Annotated in this window: 12 protein-coding genes; 7 read left to right on the forward strand and 5 right to left on the reverse strand. The window is 61.9% G+C overall.

Annotated features, from left to right (window positions below; translation table 11 throughout):
* Positions 1-47 precede the first annotated feature (47 nt).
* From HYT87_09900 to HYT87_09925, 6 genes are read left to right on the forward strand one after another with little or no spacing between them, the layout of a single operon-like run.
* On the forward strand, positions 48-674 hold the full coding sequence (locus HYT87_09900; protein ID MBI2060071.1) for a MotA/TolQ/ExbB proton channel family protein: 627 nt from the start codon (positions 48-50) through the stop codon (positions 672-674).
* Positions 675-676: 2 nt separating this feature from the next.
* A complete protein-coding gene (locus HYT87_09905; protein ID MBI2060072.1) occupies positions 677-1,099 on the forward strand; it encodes a biopolymer transporter ExbD in 423 nt (140 codons plus the stop codon).
* Positions 1,077-1,712 carry an energy transducer TonB gene (locus tag HYT87_09910; GenBank protein MBI2060073.1) on the forward strand — a complete coding sequence of 212 codons (636 nt, stop codon included), beginning with the start codon at positions 1,077-1,079 and terminating at the stop codon, positions 1,710-1,712. Before HYT87_09905 ends, HYT87_09910 begins: the two co-directional genes overlap by 23 nt.
* Positions 1,709-4,240 (forward strand): TonB-dependent receptor, encoded by a 2,532-nt coding sequence (locus HYT87_09915; GenBank protein MBI2060074.1) that lies wholly within the window; start codon positions 1,709-1,711, stop codon positions 4,238-4,240. Before HYT87_09910 ends, HYT87_09915 begins: the two co-directional genes overlap by 4 nt.
* 15 nt (positions 4,241-4,255) lie before the next feature.
* Positions 4,256-9,400, forward strand: coding sequence for an SUMF1/EgtB/PvdO family nonheme iron enzyme (locus HYT87_09920; GenBank protein MBI2060075.1), 5,145 nt, complete (start codon positions 4,256-4,258; stop codon positions 9,398-9,400).
* Positions 9,400-13,272, forward strand: coding sequence for a carboxypeptidase regulatory-like domain-containing protein (locus HYT87_09925; protein ID MBI2060076.1), 3,873 nt, complete (start codon positions 9,400-9,402; stop codon positions 13,270-13,272). Before HYT87_09920 ends, HYT87_09925 begins: the two co-directional genes overlap by 1 nt.
* A 62-nt stretch (positions 13,273-13,334) precedes the next feature.
* On the opposite strand, the gene HYT87_09930 is transcribed toward HYT87_09925, so the two are convergent.
* The 4 genes from HYT87_09930 to HYT87_09945 form a co-directional block, all read right to left on the reverse strand.
* Entirely contained in the window at positions 13,335-14,792 is a 1,458-nt protein-coding gene (locus tag HYT87_09930) for an NAD-dependent malic enzyme (GenBank protein MBI2060077.1), read from the reverse strand.
* Positions 14,793-14,867: 75 nt separating this feature from the next.
* Entirely contained in the window at positions 14,868-16,187 is a 1,320-nt protein-coding gene (locus HYT87_09935; GenBank protein ID MBI2060078.1) for a hypothetical protein, read from the reverse strand.
* Positions 16,188-16,288: 101 nt separating this feature from the next.
* Positions 16,289-17,017: a protein-L-isoaspartate(D-aspartate) O-methyltransferase gene (locus tag HYT87_09940; protein ID MBI2060079.1), complete on the reverse strand. Its 729-nt coding sequence runs from the start codon at positions 17,015-17,017 to the stop codon at positions 16,289-16,291.
* A 272-nt stretch (positions 17,018-17,289) separates the two neighbouring features.
* Complete coding sequence (locus HYT87_09945; GenBank protein MBI2060080.1) at positions 17,290-18,735, reverse strand: hypothetical protein; 1,446 nt, start codon at positions 18,733-18,735, stop codon at positions 17,290-17,292.
* A gap of 200 nt (positions 18,736-18,935) precedes the next feature.
* Here HYT87_09945 and HYT87_09950 point away from each other — a divergent pair, with 200 nt between their 5' ends.
* Positions 18,936-19,850: a methyltransferase domain-containing protein gene (locus HYT87_09950; protein ID MBI2060081.1), complete on the forward strand. Its 915-nt coding sequence runs from the start codon at positions 18,936-18,938 to the stop codon at positions 19,848-19,850.
* An 87-nt stretch (positions 19,851-19,937) separates the two neighbouring features.
* On the opposite strand, the gene HYT87_09955 is transcribed toward HYT87_09950, so the two are convergent.
* Positions 19,938-21,038: a 2-oxoacid:ferredoxin oxidoreductase subunit beta gene (locus tag HYT87_09955; protein MBI2060082.1), complete on the reverse strand. Its 1,101-nt coding sequence runs from the start codon at positions 21,036-21,038 to the stop codon at positions 19,938-19,940.
* Positions 21,039-21,041 lie beyond the last annotated feature (3 nt).

Genomic DNA, 21,041 nt, shown 5'->3' on the forward strand with positions numbered 1-21,041 from the left:
GGTTCCGCTAGATGTAAATTCCCGCGCCAGGGGTCTATAATCCAGCCATGCGTATCCAGGCCCTTTTCCTTGCCCTGACGCTCGTGGGAGCCCAGTGGGTCCTCTACCTGCTGATCGCCCTCAGCATCGGATCGGTGGCCGTGATGGTCGATCGATGGCTCCATCTTCGAAAGCGCCTCGCCTCCGCCTTGGTTCTGCGCCGCGAGTCGCCGGCGCTCATCCGCGACGGCCACTCCAAGGACCTTGACGCGCTTTTTCGAAAGCACAATCCCGGCGTCGGAAAGGTTTTGGCCGTTGCTCTCGAAGCGTATCCCAGGGGCCGCACGGCGTTTGAAGGCGTCCTGGCCGCCGAACGATCGCAGGAGAAGGAAGCCAACGAGAAATATCTGGCCTATCTGGGGACGCTCGGAAACAACGCCCCCTTCATCGGACTCTTCGGCACGGTTCTCGGCATCATCAAGGCCTTCCATGATCTCTCCATCAGCCAGGAGGCCGGTCCGAGCGTGGTGATGGGTGGCATCGCGGAAGCCCTCGTCGCCACCGCGGTCGGACTCATGGTGGCGATCCCCGCCGTCGTCGCGTTCAACCTGTTCCAGCAGCGTTCGCGCCGCATCCTGGCGGTCATCGACGAAATCGGCAACCTCCTGGTCGCACAGATCCCCCCTCCAAAGTAACTTTGACGGCCCCGGAAAAAGAAGACGATCTTATCACGGGCATCAACGTGACGCCGTTGGTGGATATCACGCTGGTCCTCCTCATCATCTTCATGGTCACCGCCGTCTACATCGTCGCCCCAGCCATCAAGGTCAAGCTTCCCAAAGCCGCCACTGCCGAAAGCACGCCCATCACGAGCGTCGCCCTCGTCCTCGACATCAACCGGGTGCTGTACTTCAATGGAACGCCGACGAATGAGGAGGATGTCCGCAAGATTCTGGGCGACCTCGTCCGGGAGAAGACGGACGTGCAGGCCATGATCAGCGCCGACAAGGATGTGACACACGGCGAGGTGATTCATCTGATGGATCTCGTCCGACAACTCGGTATCACCAAGTTTGCCGTAAACGTCGAAGGCCCGCGTGTCGCTCCGGCGCCACATTAACCCCATCCATCTCGGGATCGGCCTCTCGCTGGCGATCCACCTCGTCGGTCTGGGCGGATTGAGCCGGATCGCGCCGGCCCTCGCGCAGTTCCTTCCCATCGAAGTCGAATTGGTGGAAGAGGAAAAGCCGCCGGACCCGCCGCCGAAACCGCCCGAACCGGAAAAGCCTCCCGAGCCGAAACCGGCCGAAGAAGTCACGGATCTTCGCGACGTGCGGGCGAGCGAGGTGCGCGACGTGTTCGGCGTCACTCCCGACTCGGTTGCCGCGGAAGGGGATTTCGAGGCGCCCATCGGTACCACGCTGATGAAAGAGCCCGAGCCCGAATACGTCCCCCTCCCGGCGGTCTCCGCTTTGCCGAGCTTCAAGACGAAAATCGAACCGGAGTACCCGGATCAAGCGCGCCGCGCCGGCCTCGACGGCCTCGTGGTCCTTGAGGTCGGGATCGACTCGGCGGGCAGGGTGTTCGAAGTTTCGGTCGTCCAATCTGCCGGGCACGGGTTTGACGAAGCCGCCATGACGGCGATGAAGAACTCGGTGTTCTATCCCGCTCGTCGCGGAAACGAGCCGGTGGCCGTGCGCCTTCGCATCCCCGTGAGGTTCACCCTCCGGTGAGGGCATCCCGGCCGTTTGTTCTCGGTATTCTGATTGCTTTTCCGTCCTTGGTCCTTGGCGCGTGGGCCGATCCCAGCGGCACTCCGTCTGAACCGGCCGGCCATGCGCGCATCGTCTTGAAGGGAAAAGTCCGGGAAAACGGGAACCGGAAGCCGATCGTGGGCGCGACGATCATGCTCATGGGACAGGCCAACCTCACGCTTACTGAATTTTCGGATGAGCAAGGACTCTACACATTCAAGGACCTCGCGCCCGGCCCGTACCAGATCTCCGTTCTGGCCGCCTCCTACGTGGTTGAAAAGCCGCGCTCCGTCGATCTTCAACCCTCGGACGAGCCCATCGAAGTGAACTTTTTCCTGACGCTCGATGTGACCGGCGGACTCTTCCTCGAAGTGGAACGCGAACGGGAGAAGCGATCCGTCTCCACCCAGAAGGTTCGCAAGGAGGAAATTCGCCGGGTGCCCGGCACGCTGGGCGATCCCCTCCGCGTCATCCAGCTCCTGCCGGGCGTCACCGTGCTCAACGAGGTCTTCGCGGACCTGATCGTGCAGGGCGGGGGGCCGGACGACAACAAGATCTGGTTGGACCGTACCCCGATGGCGTTCCCTTACCACCTTCTCAACAGCTCAAGTGTGCTCTCGGGTGAGTTCGTCGAGTCCCAGGAGCTCCACGCGGCCGGGTTCGGCGTGCAGTATGGCGATGCCACGGGCGGTGTACTGGAGATCACATCCTCCGACGGAAAGGAACAAGGCATCGGGGGTCACCTCAGCGTGGTAGGCGTGCGGGCCTATGAAGCCGAGAAATTCAGCGTGGGCCGCGTGGAGGGCAGCCTCCAGGCGGGCGACCCCGCGGTGGGCTCGGTGATTGCGGCGGGGCGATACCTGTTCCCACCGCCGACGATTCCCGGGTTTGAACTTCCCGGGCAAGGTCCGGTCTTCCAGTTTTCGCCGGTGGGCTGGGATTATCAGAGCAAGTACACCGGGAAAACGGGGCGAATGGGGACGTTCCGTCTTTTGAGCTATGGCGCGGTGGACGAAGAAAAACAGAACATCCACTTCGAAGGGCCGGTCCCTCAGACGGGCCAAAACCTGACGTTCGAGATCAAGTTCCTCCAGGAGAAGCAATTCCACACGCAAGGAATCCTATGGGACTTGCCGGTGGGACCCGTCACTTCACGCCTGTCCCTCTATCGGACCGAGAACGTGGACGATTTCAAGATCAGTCTCCCCCTGCTGCAACTGGAGGATTTTATCGACCGCCGGGAAGCCAATCGAGAGTTCGGAATATGGGACGATCTTGAGATCCTGGCCGGCAAGCATCAGACGATTATTCTGGGGGTCCAGGCCGAGCGGGTGAGATCGAAAATCGGGGGGGTCGCACCGGTGTTTATCGCAGCAGGAGGAGCGCAGTTTCGCCCGCCGGAAGACGGCGCCGTACCGGGGTCCTTCGCCGGCGGCGGCGCGCCCGCCAGGCAGGAAAGTGAGAGTGAGGGTGGAGGTGAGGAGGAGGCGGAAGAGGAAGAAGAAGAGGAGGAATTCACGCCGCTCTCGTTCAAGCCGTTCAGCGTGAAAGAGACGTTCAACGCGTACGGCTTTTACCTTGCGGACAAGGTTCGCCCGGTGGAGCGGTTGACGTTGGTCCCCGGCGTGCGCCTCGATCGCTCCACTCTCGTCTGGAAGAACTCCGACGTTCACTACCGCGACGTCTTCATGCCGCGAGCCCATGGTACGTTCCAACTCTTTTCCAAGACCAAGCTCCGCGGCGGGTGGGGGATCTACCGCCGGTTCCCCGAGGCGGACCAGGCAACCGATCAGGGGCAGGTGGATCAGGATGGCAATGTGACGCGGAAGTTCGGGAACCCGTACCTGCTTCCCGAGCGGGCGGTGCACTATGTCGGGGGCGTTGAGCAGAAGCTGACGGAAGCCTTGCGCGTGGAGGCCGACGTGTTCCACAAGAAGTTGACCCGCTTGATCATGGGCGAACCGGAATCGAACGACGGCAGCGGGTATGCCGATGGCGGCCAGGTTCTGCTACGGCACGACTTGACTCGACGGTTCTTCGGCTGGGTGTCCTATTCGTACACCAAATCGAAACGCCGGAACCTTCGCACGGGCAAACTCATTCCGACCCAGTGGGACCAGCCCCACGTCCTCAGTGTCGTCTCCAGCGTCAAGATCACCCCGGAGTGGGAAGTCGGCGCCAGCTTCCGGTACACAAGCGGCTCTCCCGTTACACCCATTTACAACGACGAGAAGCGGGACCCTGACTTGGACGAGGATATCCATGCGGATGCGCTGCCTGCCGAACCCAACTCGGGGCGCATGAGGGATTTTCAGCGGCTGGATCTCAGGGTTGAGCGGAGTCTGAAGATACGATACGCCGAAATCGCTCTCTTCCTGGATGGTTTCAACGTGTTCAACCGAAAGAACGAAATCTTTCGCATTCCCTCCTTCGAAGACCCGAGCCAGTACATCCCACTCTCCACGGCCGGACTCCTGGTCTATGGAGGCGCTACGGCGAGATTCTGAATGAACAAGTTTGTGATGAGGTTTTTCGTCGGGTCGTGGGCGCTACCGGTTCTGCTTGCAGCGTGTGAGGCGAAGAAACAGGACGCTCCACCGCCGGTGGCCGGAGTCGGTACGATTGAAGGCCGGGTGGTCCCCGCCCGAGCAGGCGTTTTCATTCGAGTTGAGAGGACTTCCCTCGCAACGACCACCGATTCGGCAGGAAAGTTTCGGATCCATCTTGCCCCGGAGGGGCAGATAAGTGTGACGGCGGAGTACCGCGATGAAGCGGGGGCGACCTTCATCGCACGACGGACCGTTACAGTCGAAAAGGAAGAAAAGACGACCGTGGAAGACTTGAGGGTGGTTCCGGCCGGAACGATTCGAGGGATGGCTCGACTCAAAGGGGGAAGCATACGCGCGGGGATCGAGGTTGTCCTGGTGGGGACCCGTCATGAGGCCCGAACGGAAAATGACGGATCGTTCGTGATGGGCGCTGTCGCACCGGACGCCTACACCGTGGCCTTCGTATCCACCGGGTTTGGTGCGGTTCAGCGCGAAGACGTGGAAGTGGCTGAAGGAGAGACCACGGACCTTGGCTGGGTGGAGCTCGAAGCGGAGTCGGATCCCGGCAATCGCACGGTGTATGGCACGGTCACCGGCATGGTTACGGATACCGAAGGGAGTCCTATCAGTGAAGCGGTTATTTCCGCCACACCGGGAGCGGGCCTTGCCATGACGGATGAGAATGGGACCTACACCTTGGGGGGGCTCTTCCCTGTGACGGTTTCCCTTCTTGCGCAGAAAGTTGACTATGTATCACGGTCCCTGAGCGTGTTCATTACGGCGGGCCAGAAGGCGTCCGGGGATATCACCCTCACCCGCCGGCGCCGGCTGGGCGACGCACGACACACGATCTTTTCCAATGAACCTCCAACCGTTGCGCTGAACTGTCCGGATGTCCTGGCGCCGGGTGGGAAAGGGTCCGTCTCCATCCGATCGGTGGATCCGGACGGGGATCACGCAACCCTTTCGAGTATTACCGCGTTGTCGGGCGCAGTCCTGTCGGAAAGCATCATCCCGTGTGCGGGAGAGGAAAGGGCGGCGTGCGCCACCGTGGAAGTGGTTGCGCCCTCTTCGGGCGGCGAAGTGACCCTTCAGGTATCAGCAACGGATGGTTCGCTGAGAGTGGACGGTCGCTGCGAAATGGCCGTGGCGGACGGAACGGGAGGGGTCAATCAATGCCCTGTGGTCTCGATGAGCGGTCCACTCACGGTTTCACCGGGGCGAACATTGCTGCTGCGGAACTCCCGGGTCGATGCCGACGGAGATCCCGTGTCGGTGAGATGGCAGGCGACGGGTGGGAGGATCATGGAAGCAACGGACGAGGCCGCGGCGTGGACGGCGCCGGGTCATACGGGTCAAGAAGAGATTCGGGCCTGCGTGACCGATGGAAAATGTGAACCGAGCGCCTGCGCGACGATCCGAATCCAAGTCGCCGAGTCGCCTGCGGACAGCCGCGCCCCGACGTGCGCTCCCACGGGGGCGTCTTCCGCCCGTATCCATGAAACGGTAACCCTGACCGCGGCCGCGTCGGATCCGGACGGGGATTCGATCCGGATCTCCTGGAGCTCCTCCGGTGGCCACCTTTCTTCCAAGAGCGGGCCGGTGGTGACGTGGACGGCCGGTGATGTGCCCGGCCCGTACGGTGTGACGTGCACGGCTCGTGACGAAAAAGGCTCCGAAGGAACCGGCCAGATCGGCATCTCCGTGACGAAGCCACCGGTGGGCAAGACGTGTCCGACCCTCGCGGCCCGCGGCCCGGCCCTGGTCTCGCCAGGCGGAAAGGTGTCCATCGATTTCCTGGCCTCGGACACGAACCAACCTGAGGAGGTCCTCACAGGCGGGTGCACAATGCCCCCGGGTTCATACGACGTGTCGAATATTCGGGCGACCGGTGCTGCGAATTTTGGCTGGACGGCGCCGGATGTTCCGGGCGTATTCGTGTTCCACTGCTCCACCTCCAATTCGGTTTGCACGCGATCGTTCGAGCATGCCGTCCAGGTGGTGGCCGCCCCAGTCCTGGGGATCGGCGTGAGCTGTTCTTCCCCCGCGCTGCTGGGCGGCCAGTCCACTTCCTGCGCGGTGACCGCCTCCGAGCAGGCGGATTTCCGCTGGACCGCTTCCGGAGGACGCTTGTCCTCGACCACCGGATCGGAAGTGACTTGGACCGCCCCTTCCTGTCCGCGGTGCGCCGGTATGTATGCCCTGACCGTGGCTGCTTCGGCGGCCGATGGCCGGGTCAACGCCGCACAGCAGACCATCGGTGTCCAACTGGCAAATCGGGCACCCGAGGTTTCGTTGGATGGACCGGCCGAAGCGGATCCGTTGCAACTGGTCGGTCTCACGGCCCGCGCATCCGATGCCGATGATCTCCCGGCGCCCCTCGCATGCGATTGGACGGCTTCGGGGGGGACCCTCGCCAAGGCAGAAGGCTGTGGCGAACAAGTTTGGACGGCTCCCGCCGTTCCTGGGAAGTATTCCGTCTTCGTCGTTGCCGGTGATTCGGACCGATCCTCCTCCGCTTCCACCGAGATCACGGTCAAACCGCCTGCGGGCGGGCGTCGGCCCACAGGATCCATTTCCGCGCCGGCCAAGGTCGCCGTCGGTGCGCCGGCGGATCTTGCGTGCAGCGGCATGGCCCCAGATGCCAAACTCCTCACTTACGCTTGGAACGCGACGGGTGGATCTTTTTCCCAGACGGACGGGACTTCAGCGAGCGCTGGGACCGTTCGGACCCGGTGGACGGCTCCGAATGCCGCAGGACCGGTCACGATAACCTGCATCATTCAGGACGACGCGTCACCGCCGAGCATCTTTCAAGATCGGCACATCGTGGAGGTGACCGCTCTCCCCTCCGGAGCCGCCTACGAGTGCGATGAGAATACCCTCGCTCTCTACCACCTCGATGAAACGACGGGGACGGTTGCGTTCGACGCATGCGGCGAGCGCCATGGAGTTCGCAAAGAGGGGGAAATCGATCAGGACGGTGTTGCGGGTCGTTCCTATTTCTTCGATGGGGCGGACGATTTCCTGAAGATTCCCGATGCCCTCAATCCGGGAGTGGAATCGCGCTTCACGATCGAGGCGTGGTTCAAGCTCAAGTGCGATTGCCCCGGCTCCGGGCTGACGCTGGTCTCGAAGGGTGGGGGAAGCGAGGGGACGTTTGATCTGCGCGTGATGGAGAACGGACAGATTCGATTTTCGATGACGCCTTTCGATCGGTCCGCTCTGTCGCCCGTGGCCTCGGTGCGAACCGTGCATGATGACGGATGGCACCACGCCGCCGCCGCGTACGATGGTCGAACCCTCAGCCTCCATCTGGACGGACGCTTGGAGTCGAGCGGCGCGTATCACAAGACCCTCGGGGACTCGGATTTCCCGCTCCTGATCGGCGCGTCGGATTCCGATGAGGATGGAAGGCCCGATGCGAGGTTTTTCAAGGGTTGGATCGATGAGGTCCGTATTTCTTCGGCGGCGAGAGCTTCCAACGAGATGAACGTGGTCCGGGAGAGCCGGGCGCTGAAATGGGCGAAAAGCAGCGGGAATCCGATCTTTGCAGCCACCGATCTCTGGGAAATGGCGAGCGTTGCGTATCCGTCGGTCCTCAAAGTCTCGTCGACCTATGTCATGTTCTATCAAGGGGGAAGCATTGCCGCATGGAACATCGGCGAGGCCACGTCCAAGGATGGAATCTCATGGACACGGCTGCCGGTGCCCATCGTTACCATCGGTTCGTCCGGCGCGTGGGACGCCGGTCGGGTGCAAATGCCTTCCATCTACTACGACGGAGCGGAGTACTGGATGTATTATGGCGGGAAGGCCAAGACAACCGATACCTCGAGCAAGCTGGGCCTGGCGAAATCGACGGACGGCCTCAAGTTCACCAAGCATGAGTCCAATCCTCTCCTCGAACCGGGAGGGACCGCTGCCTGGGATGAAATCACCGGATTTCCAGGATCCGTGGTGAGGGAGAGTGGAGAGTTCAGGATCTACTACACCGGATACACCGCGTCCGAATCCACCAAAGGCCGCATCGGACTCGCGACATCCTCCGACGGGGTGAAGTGGACGCGCCACGACTCGAACCCGTTGCTCGCGCCGGGCGATACCGGCCAATTCGACGACACGTCGGTTCAGAATCCACGGGCCGTCAAGATTGGCGCGATCTGGTATCTCTTCTACGAGGGCGTGAAGAAGGGGGGAACGACCACCATCGGCTTGGCCACCTCTCTGGATGGCATTCGATGGACCAAAGCCGACTCCAATCCCGTCCTCGGCGCCGGCCAGGCGTGGGAAGTGCTTCCCCAACTTCAGACGGGCTTTCCCCTCTTGGACGGGGACCAGATCAAACTCTACTACTCGGCCACAACCCTGACCGGAGCCAAGATCGCCCTTGCGTACGAACTCCCGGAGACTTTCATCCCGGCCGGGCGCTTTGTGATGGGGAGCGATGCCGATGAAGGCCTGGCGACGGAACGCCCGGAGCACGTTGTCTATCTGTCACCGTACTGGATGGACCGCTTCGAAGTTACAAACGCGGCCTTCCGATCGTGCGTAGATACGGGCCCGTGCAGCGCTCCAAGCGGCGGGTCGGGGTCGGCCACGCGATCGTCCTACTACGGCGATGCCGCGTTCGATCTCCACCCGGTCGTCCGAGTGACGTGGAACCAGGCCGACCAGTATTGCCGTTGGATCGGGAAGCGATTGCCCACGGAGGCGGAGTGGGAGAAAGCGGCCCGGGGGCCCTATCCGGACGAGCGCCCCTATCCATGGGGAGATGGAGAGCCATCCTGCTGGCCGGCGAATATTCGAGGTTGCGTGGGCGATACGGAAAGGGTCGGCTTCATGGCCGGAAGTTCCGCCTCCCCGTATGGCCTCTTCGATTTGGGCGGCAATGTGGCCGAATGGGTAGGCGATTGGTCCGACTCGACGTATTACGGCGTGAGTCTCCCTCGTGATCCTGCCGGTCCGGCTACCGGTTCCCTCAAAACGGCTCGCGGGGGCTCGTGGAATGATGCGGAGCCGAAACAGACGACTCGCGTGTCGTACCGTGAATCCTCGGCGGGTGCGGAGAGTTTCGCGAGCACCGAAGTGGGGTTCCGTTGCGCGCGGAATCCGTGATGAACCTGAACCGGTCGCTGAGTGTCTTTGCCGCCCTCTTCGTCGCCTTGGCCGCGGCCTGCGAGAAGAATGATCTCGGCGACCCCCTGACTGTTCGAACAGGCTCGGTCGTCGGCCGAGTGACCCTCCTCGGCGAGGCAAAGTCCCAAGCGGCTATCCGGCTTGAGGGGACCAATACTCAAACCACATCGGATGCGAAAGGCGGCTTCCGTCTCGATCTTGCCGCGCCGGGGAAGAATGTGCTGACGGCCTTCTTCGATGCACCCGAGGGATCGACGTATGGGATTCGCCGGGACATCGAAATCGTGGAAGGCGAAGTTCTCGGCTTGGGAGAAGTAGCACTCGCCCAGGTCGGCGCCGTGGCGGGGGAAGTGAAGCTTCAAGATCGGAGGACCCATCTCGGCTCAGACGTCTTCGTACCGGGGACGGAAATGTGGACGCAGACGTCGACGGACGGTTCGTACACCCTGACGCGTGTCCCACCCGGTTTCTACCGCCTCGTGGCAGCGAATCGAGATTTTGAAATGGTCGAGTACGCCGAGTTCGAAGTGGCATCGGGAGAAACGACGGTTCTACCGGCGATTGAACTTCATCGCAGAGGGGAAGACTCTCAGCGGGGAGCCCTTTCGGGTCGTGTCTTCAGTCTCGTGGGAAGGCCGCTTGAAGGAGCCATCGTGAGCATGATTCCACCGATTCGGACGGCCACCACCGGGGAGGACGGGGGTTACGAATTCAAAGACCTCGATCCCGCGGAATACCTCCTCCGCGCGGAACTCGAAGGAAAAGTGACCGGCAGCAAGCGCGCGGTCGTCCGCGCCAACGAGACGGCCACGGCCCACCTGGCGCTTCCGGCGTTGCCGAATCAGGACAAACCGGGCCGGGGAGGCTGGAACTCGGAGCCTCGCCTCATGGTGACCTGTCCCGAATCTGTGCGCGTCGGAGAATCGGCGGGATTGCGGGCCGATGCGATGGATAGCGATGGCGATCCCGTCACCCTGGGCCCGTTTGCGGCAACCGGAGGGGCGTTCTCTTCGCCGAGCGATGGTGAGGCGTGCGAACCGGAAGAGGGCGGCGTCTGCGCGACCGCCGAATGGAAAGCTCCCGATCGCCCCGGTCTGTACATGATCCGGTCGACGGCCTCGGATGGTCAACTCATGGCGGAGGCTTCCTGCGAGATCGCGGTCTCGCGGGCGTCCGGACCGGATAATCATTGCCCCATGGTGGCGATCACCGGCGCGACCCGAACGCTTGTGGCCCGTCACGTGTCGTTGGCGGTCTCGGGGTCGGACCAGGAGGGGGATCCGATTTCGTACAACTGGTCCGCTTCCGGCGGATCGCTCGACCGGCGGACGGGTGAAGAAGTAATCTGGACCGCCCCGCGCTCGGCAGGCGATTACGACGTTTCCGTCTGCGCATCGGACGGCCAATGCGCCAAGTCGTGCGCCACCGCGCGGATCAATGTCGGAGAAGAAGCCGAAAAGGCCACTTTTCCGGCCTGCGGGATCTCGGGCCCCACGCTGGCATCGGGGGGTTCCGTGGTCGGCCTCTGGGCGGCGACGTACGATCCCAACGCGTTTCCCGTCAAGGTCCAGTGGTCGGCCACGGGCGGAACTTTCCCCATTCCGGAAGGAGCCCTGGCCAATTGGTCGGCCCCGGCCCAAAGCGGCATGTACACCGTTTCCGCCAAAGCCACGGCCGCCAGCGGCTCGACGGCTACGTGTCAAATGGGGATCGTCGTTACCGACTCCGCCGCGGTTCGCGGCTGTCCGACGCTGGACGTTCAAGGCTCCTCCACGTCGGTTAAAGCGATGCCGGTTCGGGTTGAATTTGTCGCCGAGGGGCGCGAGTCCGGCGGTCTTTCATCGAATCTATCGTGCGACACTCCAAACGGACCGTTCCAAACGTTCGATGTCAGCGCCGAGGGAGCCGTGTTCGAGTGGTTCCCTCTTTTTGAAGGGGTCTACACATTCTCCTGCAAGATCGCAGAGGGGAGCTGCGCCGTGGGCCGCCTTCATTCCATAGCCGTCACGGACCGACCCGACGATCTCCCGCCGTTCGTCGGAGTCTCCTGCACCGCCGACAAGCTTCTTCCGGGCCAATCGACACTTTGCCTGGCCTTCGGCAAAGATCCCAAGGATCAGGAGGTGACGTTCACATGGTCCGTGGCCGCCGGTACGCTCTCCTCCCTGGCCGGAGATTCCGTGATGTGGACGGCGCCCCCGGCGGGCGGGGAATACCGAATCGCCATCGTGGGGAGCGATGGCGCCAACGAGGCCCGCTCGTCCCATTCGCTCCGGGTGGGCGCCCCTAGATCCGTCACCGACTTCTCCCCATCCGACGCCGTTCCGGAAGGGGAGTACGCGTGCGACGCAAGCACCGTCGCTCTCTACCATTTCAACGAAACGGAGGGGGCGACCGCGCAAGATACGTGTGGATCCCATCCGGCGGTCATTCGCGGCGCTGCCGTCAACCGGGCCGGCCGGTGGGTGGGGGCGTACTCCTTCGATGGATGGGACGATTCGGTGGAGATCCCGGCGGCGGCGGTGTCGGGACTGGCCAACGGTACCGTCGAGGCGTGGGTGAAACTGACCGCTACATGGCGCGACTACGAATGGGCGATCCGAAGAAGCGAGGAGGCGGATCAATGTGATCTCAGGATGAGGTACACGGCGAGAACTCAGTCCTGGGGAGCGACGTGGAACAATGAGTGCGTGGATATCAACCACAAGCTGGACCGGAACACGGCGACGGATTTTGGCTGGCATCATCTGGCCGTGACGTGGGACGGCGTGCTCTGGAAAATGTACCAGGATGGGCTGTTGCGCGTCGCCTCGCCTGATGTGGCCGGGCTGGAATCGAACGACAACCCCTTGGTGATCGGCCTGGTGACGGCCGGGGTCGAAAGCGCGCTGTATGGCATGGTGGACGAGCTTCGCATTTCCGATCGCGCCCGCGAGCCGGAGGAATTTCGTGTTCTTGCGGCGCCGGTCTCTCCGATTTGGACCGACAAGTCGGCGATGGCGGGGGCGAGAGCCGATGCCGCCTCCGCCGCGGTGGAAGGGAAGTTGTATGTATTTGGAGGCAGAAAGGAGGAGAACGAGGCGCTCTCGACCAACGAGGAATTCGATCTTCTCAAAGATTCGTGGTCCTCGAAAAAAGACATGCCCACCGATCGGTGGGATGCGGTTGCGGTGGCCATCGGCCGCCGGGTCCATCTGATCGGGGGCACCCGGTTCAAAGACAAGCCACTTCTTGTGGCAAAGAACGAGGAGTACGACACGGAGAAGGACGCTTGGTCCAAGCGCGCGGATTGGCCGCGGCCCCGATTCGGCGCCGTGGCGGCGGCAGTGGACGGGCAGGTCTTTGTGCTCGGGGGATCGAGCGAATTCCAGGACCAGGGCAGCCTGCCGCAGGTCGATCGGTATGACCCGGTGACGGACGGATGGACGGAACGCGCGCCGATACCCACGGCCCGATCGCACGCGGCCGTGGCCGTGCGGGCAGGATCGATCTATGTCATCGGGGGAGCGAGTGATGAGGGATTTCGGAATTCCACCGAGCGATATGACGCGCGCTCCGATACCTGGTCGATTCTTGCGCCCATGCCGACTCCAAGGAAATCCGCCGTGGCGCTGGTCGATAACGATTTCATTTACGTCATTGGCGGAGAGGACGGGTCCACGCTGAAGGTCGTCGAAGCCTACGATCCCGTTAGGAATACGTGGACATCATTGGATCCGCTTCCCGATCCTCGAACGCGGTTCGTGGGAACGGTATTTCAGAGGCTGTTGTTTCTGGTGGGTGGGTACGACGGTACAGCCGTTCTGTCATCGGTCCTTCAAGGATTTCTCTTTCCCCCCCGCCCGGAATAGACCGGGGCATTCATCTAATTTTCCTTCTGCTGAATGCCGACGGCTGAACGCTGAAAGCTACCCTACAGCCCCATCTCGGGCTGGATCTTCGTGCGCTTTCGGCGGGCGACGCCTGTCTTGATCGCAGACTCGATCACGGCCTCGGCGACGGAGAGAGAAACTTTCTTGTTGAAAACGCTCGGGATGATGTAGTCCTCGTAGATCTCGTCCTTGCCTATCGTGCCGGCAATGGCTTTCGCCGCGGCAATCTTCATCTGCATATTGATGTCCCGGGCCTGGCAATCCAACACGCCCCGGAAAAGGCCGGGGAAACAAAGGACGTTGTTGATCTGGTTCGGGTAGTCCGAGCGGCCGGTGGCGATGATCGTGGCATGGGGAGCGGCCTCTTCCGGCATGATCTCCGGAGTGGGATTGGAGAGGGCAAACACGATCGCCTTCTTGTTCATCCGCTTGATGTCCTTGGCTTCGACGAGTTTCGGACCGGACAGCCCCATGAAAAGGTCGGCCCCCACGAGCGCATCCGAAAGCGTCCCCTTGAGCCCGCTCTTGTTCGTGCGGTCGGCGAACCATTCCTTCATAAAATTCATGTTCTCTTTGCGCCCTTTGTAGATGATTCCATTCCGGTCGCAGGCAATGATGTTTTTCACGCCCATTTCCATCAGGATTCGGCCGCATTGGATCCCCGCAGCTCCGGCGCCAAGGATGACGACTTTCAACTCCTTGTAGGACTTCTTCACGACTTTGAGCGCATTGATGAGGGCGGCCAGGACCACGACGGCGGTGCCGTGCTGATCGTCATGAAAAACGGGCACATCCAAGTCCTTCTTGAGACGTTCTTCGATTTCAAAACAACGCGGCGCCGAGATGTCTTCCAGATTGAAGCCACCGAAAACCGGCGCGACGAATTTCACGGTATTGACGATGTCGTCCACTTTTTGGGTTTTGAGGCAGAGGGGAAAGGCGTCCACGCCGCCGAACTCCTTGAACAGGGCGCACTTCCCCTCCATAACGGGGAGGGCGGCCTCGGGACCCATGTTGCCGAGTCCCAGTACGGCGCTGCCGTCTGACAGTACGCACACCGTGTTCCGCTTGATCGTGAAGGCGAAAACTTTTGAGGGATCCTCATGGATCGCCTGGGTTACGCGGGCCACACCCGGTGTGTAGACGAGCGAGAGATCGGTCCGATTCCGAATGGGCGCCTTGAGCGAGGTCTGAATTTTTCCGCCGCGATGCTTCTGAAAAACCTGGTCGAAGACGTGAATGATTCTGACGTCGCGGAGATCCTTGACGCGGACGATGATCTGGTCCATGTGATCCGAGCCGGTCGCGTTGATCGTGACCTCGCGGGTGACCTGATCGCGCGTGGCCTCGATGAGTTCGATGGCGCCAATGTCGCCGCCGGCCTTGCCGATCGCGGACGTGAGTTTGCCGAGCATGCCGGGCACGTTGCGGATCTGCGCCCTCAGCGTGAAGCTGTAGCCCGGAGAAGGGCGGACTTCTGGTTTGTCTTGGGTTGTCATGGTTGCGGGACCATAGCACCGGGGACCAAACGCGTCAAGGAATGGACTCAGCTTCGAATAGTGAGCGTCAACTTGCTACGCTTCCGGCCTCAGGCGTTCGGCGAAATCCAGGAGGGCGTATTCGCTCCCGGGAGGGCCGAGGAGTTGGATGGAGCGGGGGAGTCCGTTTGGAAATCGGCCCCAGGGGATGGAGAGGCCGGTGGCGTCGTTCAGATTGCCGATCTTGGCGAAGGCCATGCTGCCCGGTGATTTCAATACCGTTCCATGTGGGCGCGCCGAATAGGTGGTGGCGGGCGACAGAATCACGCCACCCGCAGCCCAAAGGTCCCGCACATGGCGACGGAGCCGTTCGACATTCTCACGCGCTCGACGGCGATAAGGCCAGGCAATCAGGAAGCCGAGTGCCATCAGGAGAAGGATGTAGGCCGATTGGCGGTGCATCTTCCGCCCCCATCCGCGAGGACCGAAGAGAAGCGATACGACGACCGCCGCCAATCCTTCGACAACCGGGAGCTCGTCGCCTTCCGTGAAGCGATCGAAATGCGACGCGAGGAAGACGTTGTAAAGCCGATCGATGCGTGAGGGAGAGGGCAAATCGTCCGCCGTGGCGAAAGGCATGTCGGCGCGACTCAGCGCTGGAATCACGTCGGGTCCGAGCGTCGGCCATTCCCCTATCGCCGGTTCATCCGGTCCGTAAAGGTGAACTTTCTTCACTTCGAATGGGGCCGGTGCGCCGGTGCGAAGACGGGATTCGAGAGCTTTCAAGAGCGTTCGGCAATCTTCTATCGTGCTTGTGAGCGGTCCCATGCCGTTGAACGTCTTGAAGAATTCCGGGAGGTGCGGGAAATGATCCGATGGATCCCACATCACGTGGGAAAGCCTCATCCCCACGATGCCACAGAAGGCCGCGGGCATGCGGATGCTCCCGCCGAAATCGCTTCCCCAGTCGAAGGCCGACATTCCGGTGGCGACGGCGACCGCCGCCCCTCCGCTGCTTCCGCCCGGCGATCGAGCCGGATCCTGCGGGTGGCAGGTGGCTCCGATCAGATTGTTGTCGGTCTCCGGCGGAAGCGAGAGATCCGGGCAGTTGGATTTTCCAAGGAGAACGGCGCCCAGCTCCTCAAGCGCCTGGTGAATCCGACTGCTCTTCTGCGGAACACGGTTTCGATGTCGCCACGAACCGCCGCTGGTGCGAATTCCTGCCGTGTCCCAAGCGTCTTTGAGCGTGTAGGGCACGCCAAACAATTCCGAGGTGGAAGGGCGTGCCTTCAGCTCATGCGACTTCTTTATGGCCTGATCGAGAAGCGGAAGAAGAATCGCCCGCAGATTTGGGTCTTTCTCGCGTATTCGGGCGAGGCAGGAATCGATGCTGAAATGTTGGAGGCTGGAGGCCACGGTCAGGAGACTCTAACAGAATGTCGGTTCGTAGGGGAGCATCTTCAGATGCTCCCCTTCCTGGGCGGATCTGAAGATCCGCCCCTACCGCGGTTTTCACGTCAATGCGTTCGGATCAACGGAACGAAGCGCACGGGCCTCACCGAGCGCTTCTCAAGCGTTCCCTCGGCTGTCTTGGTTCCGATGATGAGGTCTTGCGACAGTGCGGGAGGCCCGACGGGGATGACCAGCCGCCCTCCGGGTTTGAGCTGCTCCACGAGCGGAACCGGAATCTCATCCGCCGCCGCGGTCACCATCACGGCATCGAAAGGGGCATGCTCCGGCCAGCCTCTGTAGCCGTCCCCAATCTTCACGTGCACGTTCTTGTAGTCGAGACGCTTCAGCCTTTCCTCCGCGGATTTGCCCAGTGCCGGGATGATCTCGATGGTAAACACCTCCGCGGCCAACTCGGCGAGCACCGCCGCCTGATATCCGGAACCCGTGCCGATCTCGAGCACGCGATCACCGCCTCGAAGCCCCATCGACTGAGTCATCAGCCCCACGATGTACGGCTGGGAGATGGTCTGTCCCTCGCCGATCGGGAGGGGATAGTCTTCGTAAGCCTCAGGTGCCTGACTCGGGGGTACGAAAAGATGCCGCTTGACCTTTCGCATGACCCGAAGGACGGCGGGATCGATCACGTCGCGTCCTTCGAGCTGCACTTTCACCATTTGCTCTCGTAGTGTGGTCATGCGGGTCTCGTCTATGCTCGGGCGTTCACCCCCACCCAGACCCCTCAGGGGGGAGGGGGTAGGCGCAGGCTTTATGCCTGCGTCTGAAGACGCACCCATGAAGGGTGCGGCTACCAAACCTTCCCCCCTTGCGGGGGAAGGTGAGGATGGGGGGTGCGGGGTGGAAATCTTGTTTGTGATGTAATTCCAGTAGAAGGCGATGGAAGCGGCAATGATGGCCGTGCCCAGGAGTTTTCCCGCCCGGAAGGGCGTCGTTTTCCAGCGGGAGGATCTTCCCTCGCGCCGATCGAGCTGCATGTCCGACTCGCGGTGCATTCGGGAAAGTGCCCTTCGGAAGAAGGGATGTTCTTCTTCCGGTTGGGAGGGACTCCTCATCGCGCGGTATGCGGCGGCGAAGCGCAGGGCGGATCGGAGACCGCACCTGCCGACGCGAGCACCGGAGTCGGAGCGGCAAAGCAGGCGCGCGCCCGGTCGAAGTCGGAGGCCAGGGCTTGAGTGAGCCGCTCGATCAGGGAGAGGAATTCCTGCCGCGCCTCATATGGCATGGACCGCCTGAATTGATTAAATGTTTTCAGGAAGAACGAGAGGAGTGAGGAGTTCTGGAGCGGCAGTTCGTAGGTATGGGTGAGCGTGTTCGCCGTCTCCTTCACGTCGATGGGGCTGAAATGCCCCTCGAAGGTCATCCCCTGCCCGTTGTTTCCGTCGTAAAGGACCTCGTAGTACGAACGAATGAACGGCCCGAGGATTTGTTTGATGATGGGAGGGAGAATCGGCTTCGGAACCCCGTCAACCATTCCCCGGCGACGGTCATCCTCCCGGACCACGCTGAATCCCAATTGTTCCATTCCCATTTTCATCCCGAAGGCGACGATCCAATTCCGGATCTCGATGCGATGCGGCTGTGAGAGGGCTTCGTCCAATCGGACCCCTTCGGGCGAGGGCAGTCCCGTCGCAGGATCCATGGGAAAGACGAGCCCATCCCGCGTGATCAACGTCAGGCCCATCTCGCCCCCACCGGTCATGATCACTAACAGATCGCGCCCCTTCGGATCTTTCACTTTCATCTGGAGATGTGAGGCCGAGAGCACTTTGTGGACCTTGCCCAGATGTGGGTACTCACGTCGGAGGCGGTCGCCATCCGTAACGGAAACGAGATTCACGCGCGTGAGGCGCCCGGCGCCGTCCGCGGATGGAATTCGTTCCACCGTGCTTCTCATCCGGATGAACGGCAGCGCGGTCCGGCTGAATTCCGGAAAGCTCGCGGCGAAGTGCTCCCGAATCTCCCGATCCCCGGCACTGGAGTCCCCCGCGTACGTGTCGTCGGACACATCCAGGAGCCGAAGCCACTCCCGGTTGATGTCGCGCCAGACCTTTGTGTTGAGGGGGCCCATGAACCAGGACTGTGTGTAACGGATGAGATAGACGTTCTTGTGACGCCCTTCCGTGACGGGACGGACCGAGAAAGTGGCTTCCGTGTCGCCGAAGGTCGTCAAGTACTGGGGTTTGGTGATGAAGGCGAAGTGGTAGTCCTCGGGCTCGATGCGTCCTCCAAAGGTGAAGGACTTGAGACCCTCTTCCCCCGCTTGCCAGGGGATTTTGGGATTTTCGTAGAGTCCCTTGAGATCGAGGCTTGTGGAATTCAGGAGGATCAAGTCCAAGACTTGGTCCAAATCCGGCTCGTAGCGCGAGACGAAGAGGAACTTCTTGAACGGTTGCCCCAGCCCCGCGGCGGCTTCGAAGGCCTGGTCAATCCCTCGGGGGTCATCTGAAGATCCGAGAGGCAGAACCACCCGCCAAAAATTGCGAGGGGTCGGCATCCCTGCGGAAGCGGCATGGAGGATGGCGGACGGAGCGGCATGAGCAGGGCGGGGACTCGATGCAATGGCACCGATGAGAAACAAGATTGCTGCGCTCTTCCTGCCCGCCCTCACCCGTTGAACTATACCTGCGCCCGACCCTTGCGGCAAGGTGGGAAGGGTTGGCCCGAAGGGGGAGGGCGTGGTAAAAGCGAGCCAGTATGGTTCCACCTTGGGTCAATAGATTGGACGAGCACCAGCGCGAGGTGGTGCGGAGGGTTCTCAAGAAAGCACGGGCGCCCTTCGCCTTGGCGCCGGAAAAACGGTTTCGCGAGTCGGTTCGGAAGGTGTGGGCGGACTATCAATCTGAGATTTCAAACGGGACGCCCAAGGGCCTCTTGCGTCTTGCCCACAAGGTGGATCGCGCGCTGTACGTTCGGAACCGGGAAGAGCACATGGACGATCCGGCGCTGGACCCTCAGGTGCGAACGGGACTCGTCAAAGGGCTGGACCGGCTGAACCGCGCGATTGGAACCTACTTTTTCTTTTTCCGGGCGATGGAGAAGCACTTGCACCCTCTTCCCGATGGTCAGTTATCAGTATTGGACATAGGTAGCGGTCACGGCGCGTTTCCCATCCGCCTCGCGCGGAAAGGGAAACTGGGCCGTCATGTGCTTCGCGTGGTGGGGAGCGACGTGGTGCCGGCGTACGTCGAGGCGGCCACGGCGGAGGCGCGAAAGAACAAGTCGCCGGTGGAGTTCCGCACGATCGATGCCCTCAAGCTCGATCAATTGGAAGATCGCTTTGATGTGATCACGTGCACCCAGGCGATTCACCACTTCCCGCCGGATTTTCTGGCCGAGCTGATGGCGCGCGCGCGGGCCAACGCGCGGAAAAGCGTGTTTTTCTTTGACGCGCGGCGCGCCCCCGGGTCCGTGGCGGGGGTGGCCACGGCGACCTACCTACTGACGCGGAACGCGATGCTGGTGCACGATGGCATCGTTTCGGTCCGCCGCATGTACAGTCCCGCTGAGCTTGAACTTCTGGCGAGGTGCGCCCCCGGCGGTGAGATCTTTCGCGCCCGGAACTTCAGTACGCGATACGTTCTGCTGGAAGCCTACGCAGGCCGAGGCTAGACTCGGTGGCGGCCTGCGTAGCGTCCGGCTTCAGCCGGACGGAGCTCGCCCGCCTGAAGGCGGGCGCTACAGCCGTGGCCGCTCGCGTCAGCCTTTGATTTCCCAAGTCTCGCCGGAGTTGAGGAGCTTCGCGAGATCCCCCGGCCCGCGCTTCGCGGTGACGTCGCTAATTTGCTTGTGAATCAGCGACTCATAAGACGGCTGGGCGACTTCTCGGAAGACGCCGATCGGCATCGGGAACTCAGGCGGTTGCAGGTGGGCCAGAAGGTGGGCCAAGGACCTGTCGGTTGAGTCGTAAGTGAGAACGTCTTTCTCGGTGACCGATCCACCCAACTGCACGATTTCCGGTTTGTGACCGGCCACGCGGATGCCTTTCTCCTTGTTCTTCCCGAAAAGGAGTGGCTTCCCGTGGGCGACTTCCACGTTCTGGTCGTCCCGCACATCTTTCTCCGTGAACGGCTCGAATGCGCCGTCGTTGTAAACCGGGCAGTTCTGATAGACCTGAATGAAAGCGCATCCCTTGTGTGCGGCGGCACGACCCAGGATGTCCACGAGATGTTTTTGGTAGATGGCGGCGGATCGCGCCACGAAGGTTGCACCGCAGGTCAGTGCCAATGAAACGGGATCGACCGGCGGTTCCACGGTCCCGAACGGCGCCGTCTTGTTCACCTGCCCGAGACGGCTGGTCGGCGAATATTGCCCCTTCGTCAATCCATAGATCCGGTTGTCGAACAGAATGATCTTGAGGTTGACGTTGCGCCGCATGGCGTGCATCAGGTGATTGCCGCCGATCGCCAACCCATCCCCGTCGCCCGTCATAACCCAGACGAGCAAGTCCGGATTGGTGGCGGCCACGCCGGTAGCGACGGCCGGCGCGCGGCCGTGGAGGGTGTGAAACCCGTACGTGTTGACGTAGTAGGGGAACCGCGAGGAGCAGCCGATTCCGGAGACGACGACGAATCGCTCACGCGGAATATTGAGATGGGTGAAGGCCGTGGTGGCGGCATTCAGAATGGAGTAGTCGCCGCAACCGGGGCACCATCGAACCTCCTGGTCAGAAAGAAAGTCCTTGCGTGTCAGCTTGACGGCCGCCGGCGCGGAGGCCGCTCCAGACTCCTGACTTCTCGCGGCACTTCCGCCGTCCTGGCGGTCGGCCGCCGCGGATTTCTGTGGAGCTAGGGATGCCATCGA

The sequence above is a fragment of the Nitrospirota bacterium genome, assembly GCA_016180645.1.
In the GTDB taxonomy this organism is placed as follows: Bacteria; JACPQY01; JACPQY01; order JACPQY01; family JACPQY01; genus JACPAV01.

Bases quoted from the DNA above. Each gene is read 5' to 3' on its own strand.
- HYT87_09900 (MBI2060071.1), top strand. From the start codon at position 48: ATGCGTATCCAGGCCCTTTTCCTTGCCCTGACGCTCGTGGGAGCCCAG.
- HYT87_09920 (MBI2060075.1), top strand. From the start codon at position 4,256: ATGAGGTTTTTCGTCGGGTCGTGGGCGCTACCGGTTCTGCTTGCAGCG.
- HYT87_09925 (MBI2060076.1), top strand. From the start codon at position 9,400: ATGAACCTGAACCGGTCGCTGAGTGTCTTTGCCGCCCTCTTCGTCGCC.
- HYT87_09930 (MBI2060077.1), bottom strand. From the start codon at position 14,792: ATGACAACCCAAGACAAACCAGAAGTCCGCCCTTCTCCGGGCTACAGC.
- HYT87_09940 (MBI2060079.1), bottom strand. From the start codon at position 17,017: ATGGGTGCGTCTTCAGACGCAGGCATAAAGCCTGCGCCTACCCCCTCC.
- HYT87_09945 (MBI2060080.1), bottom strand. From the start codon at position 18,735: ATGCCGACCCCTCGCAATTTTTGGCGGGTGGTTCTGCCTCTCGGATCT.
- HYT87_09950 (MBI2060081.1), top strand. From the start codon at position 18,936: ATGGTTCCACCTTGGGTCAATAGATTGGACGAGCACCAGCGCGAGGTG.
- HYT87_09955 (MBI2060082.1), bottom strand. From the start codon at position 21,038: ATGGCATCCCTAGCTCCACAGAAATCCGCGGCGGCCGACCGCCAGGAC.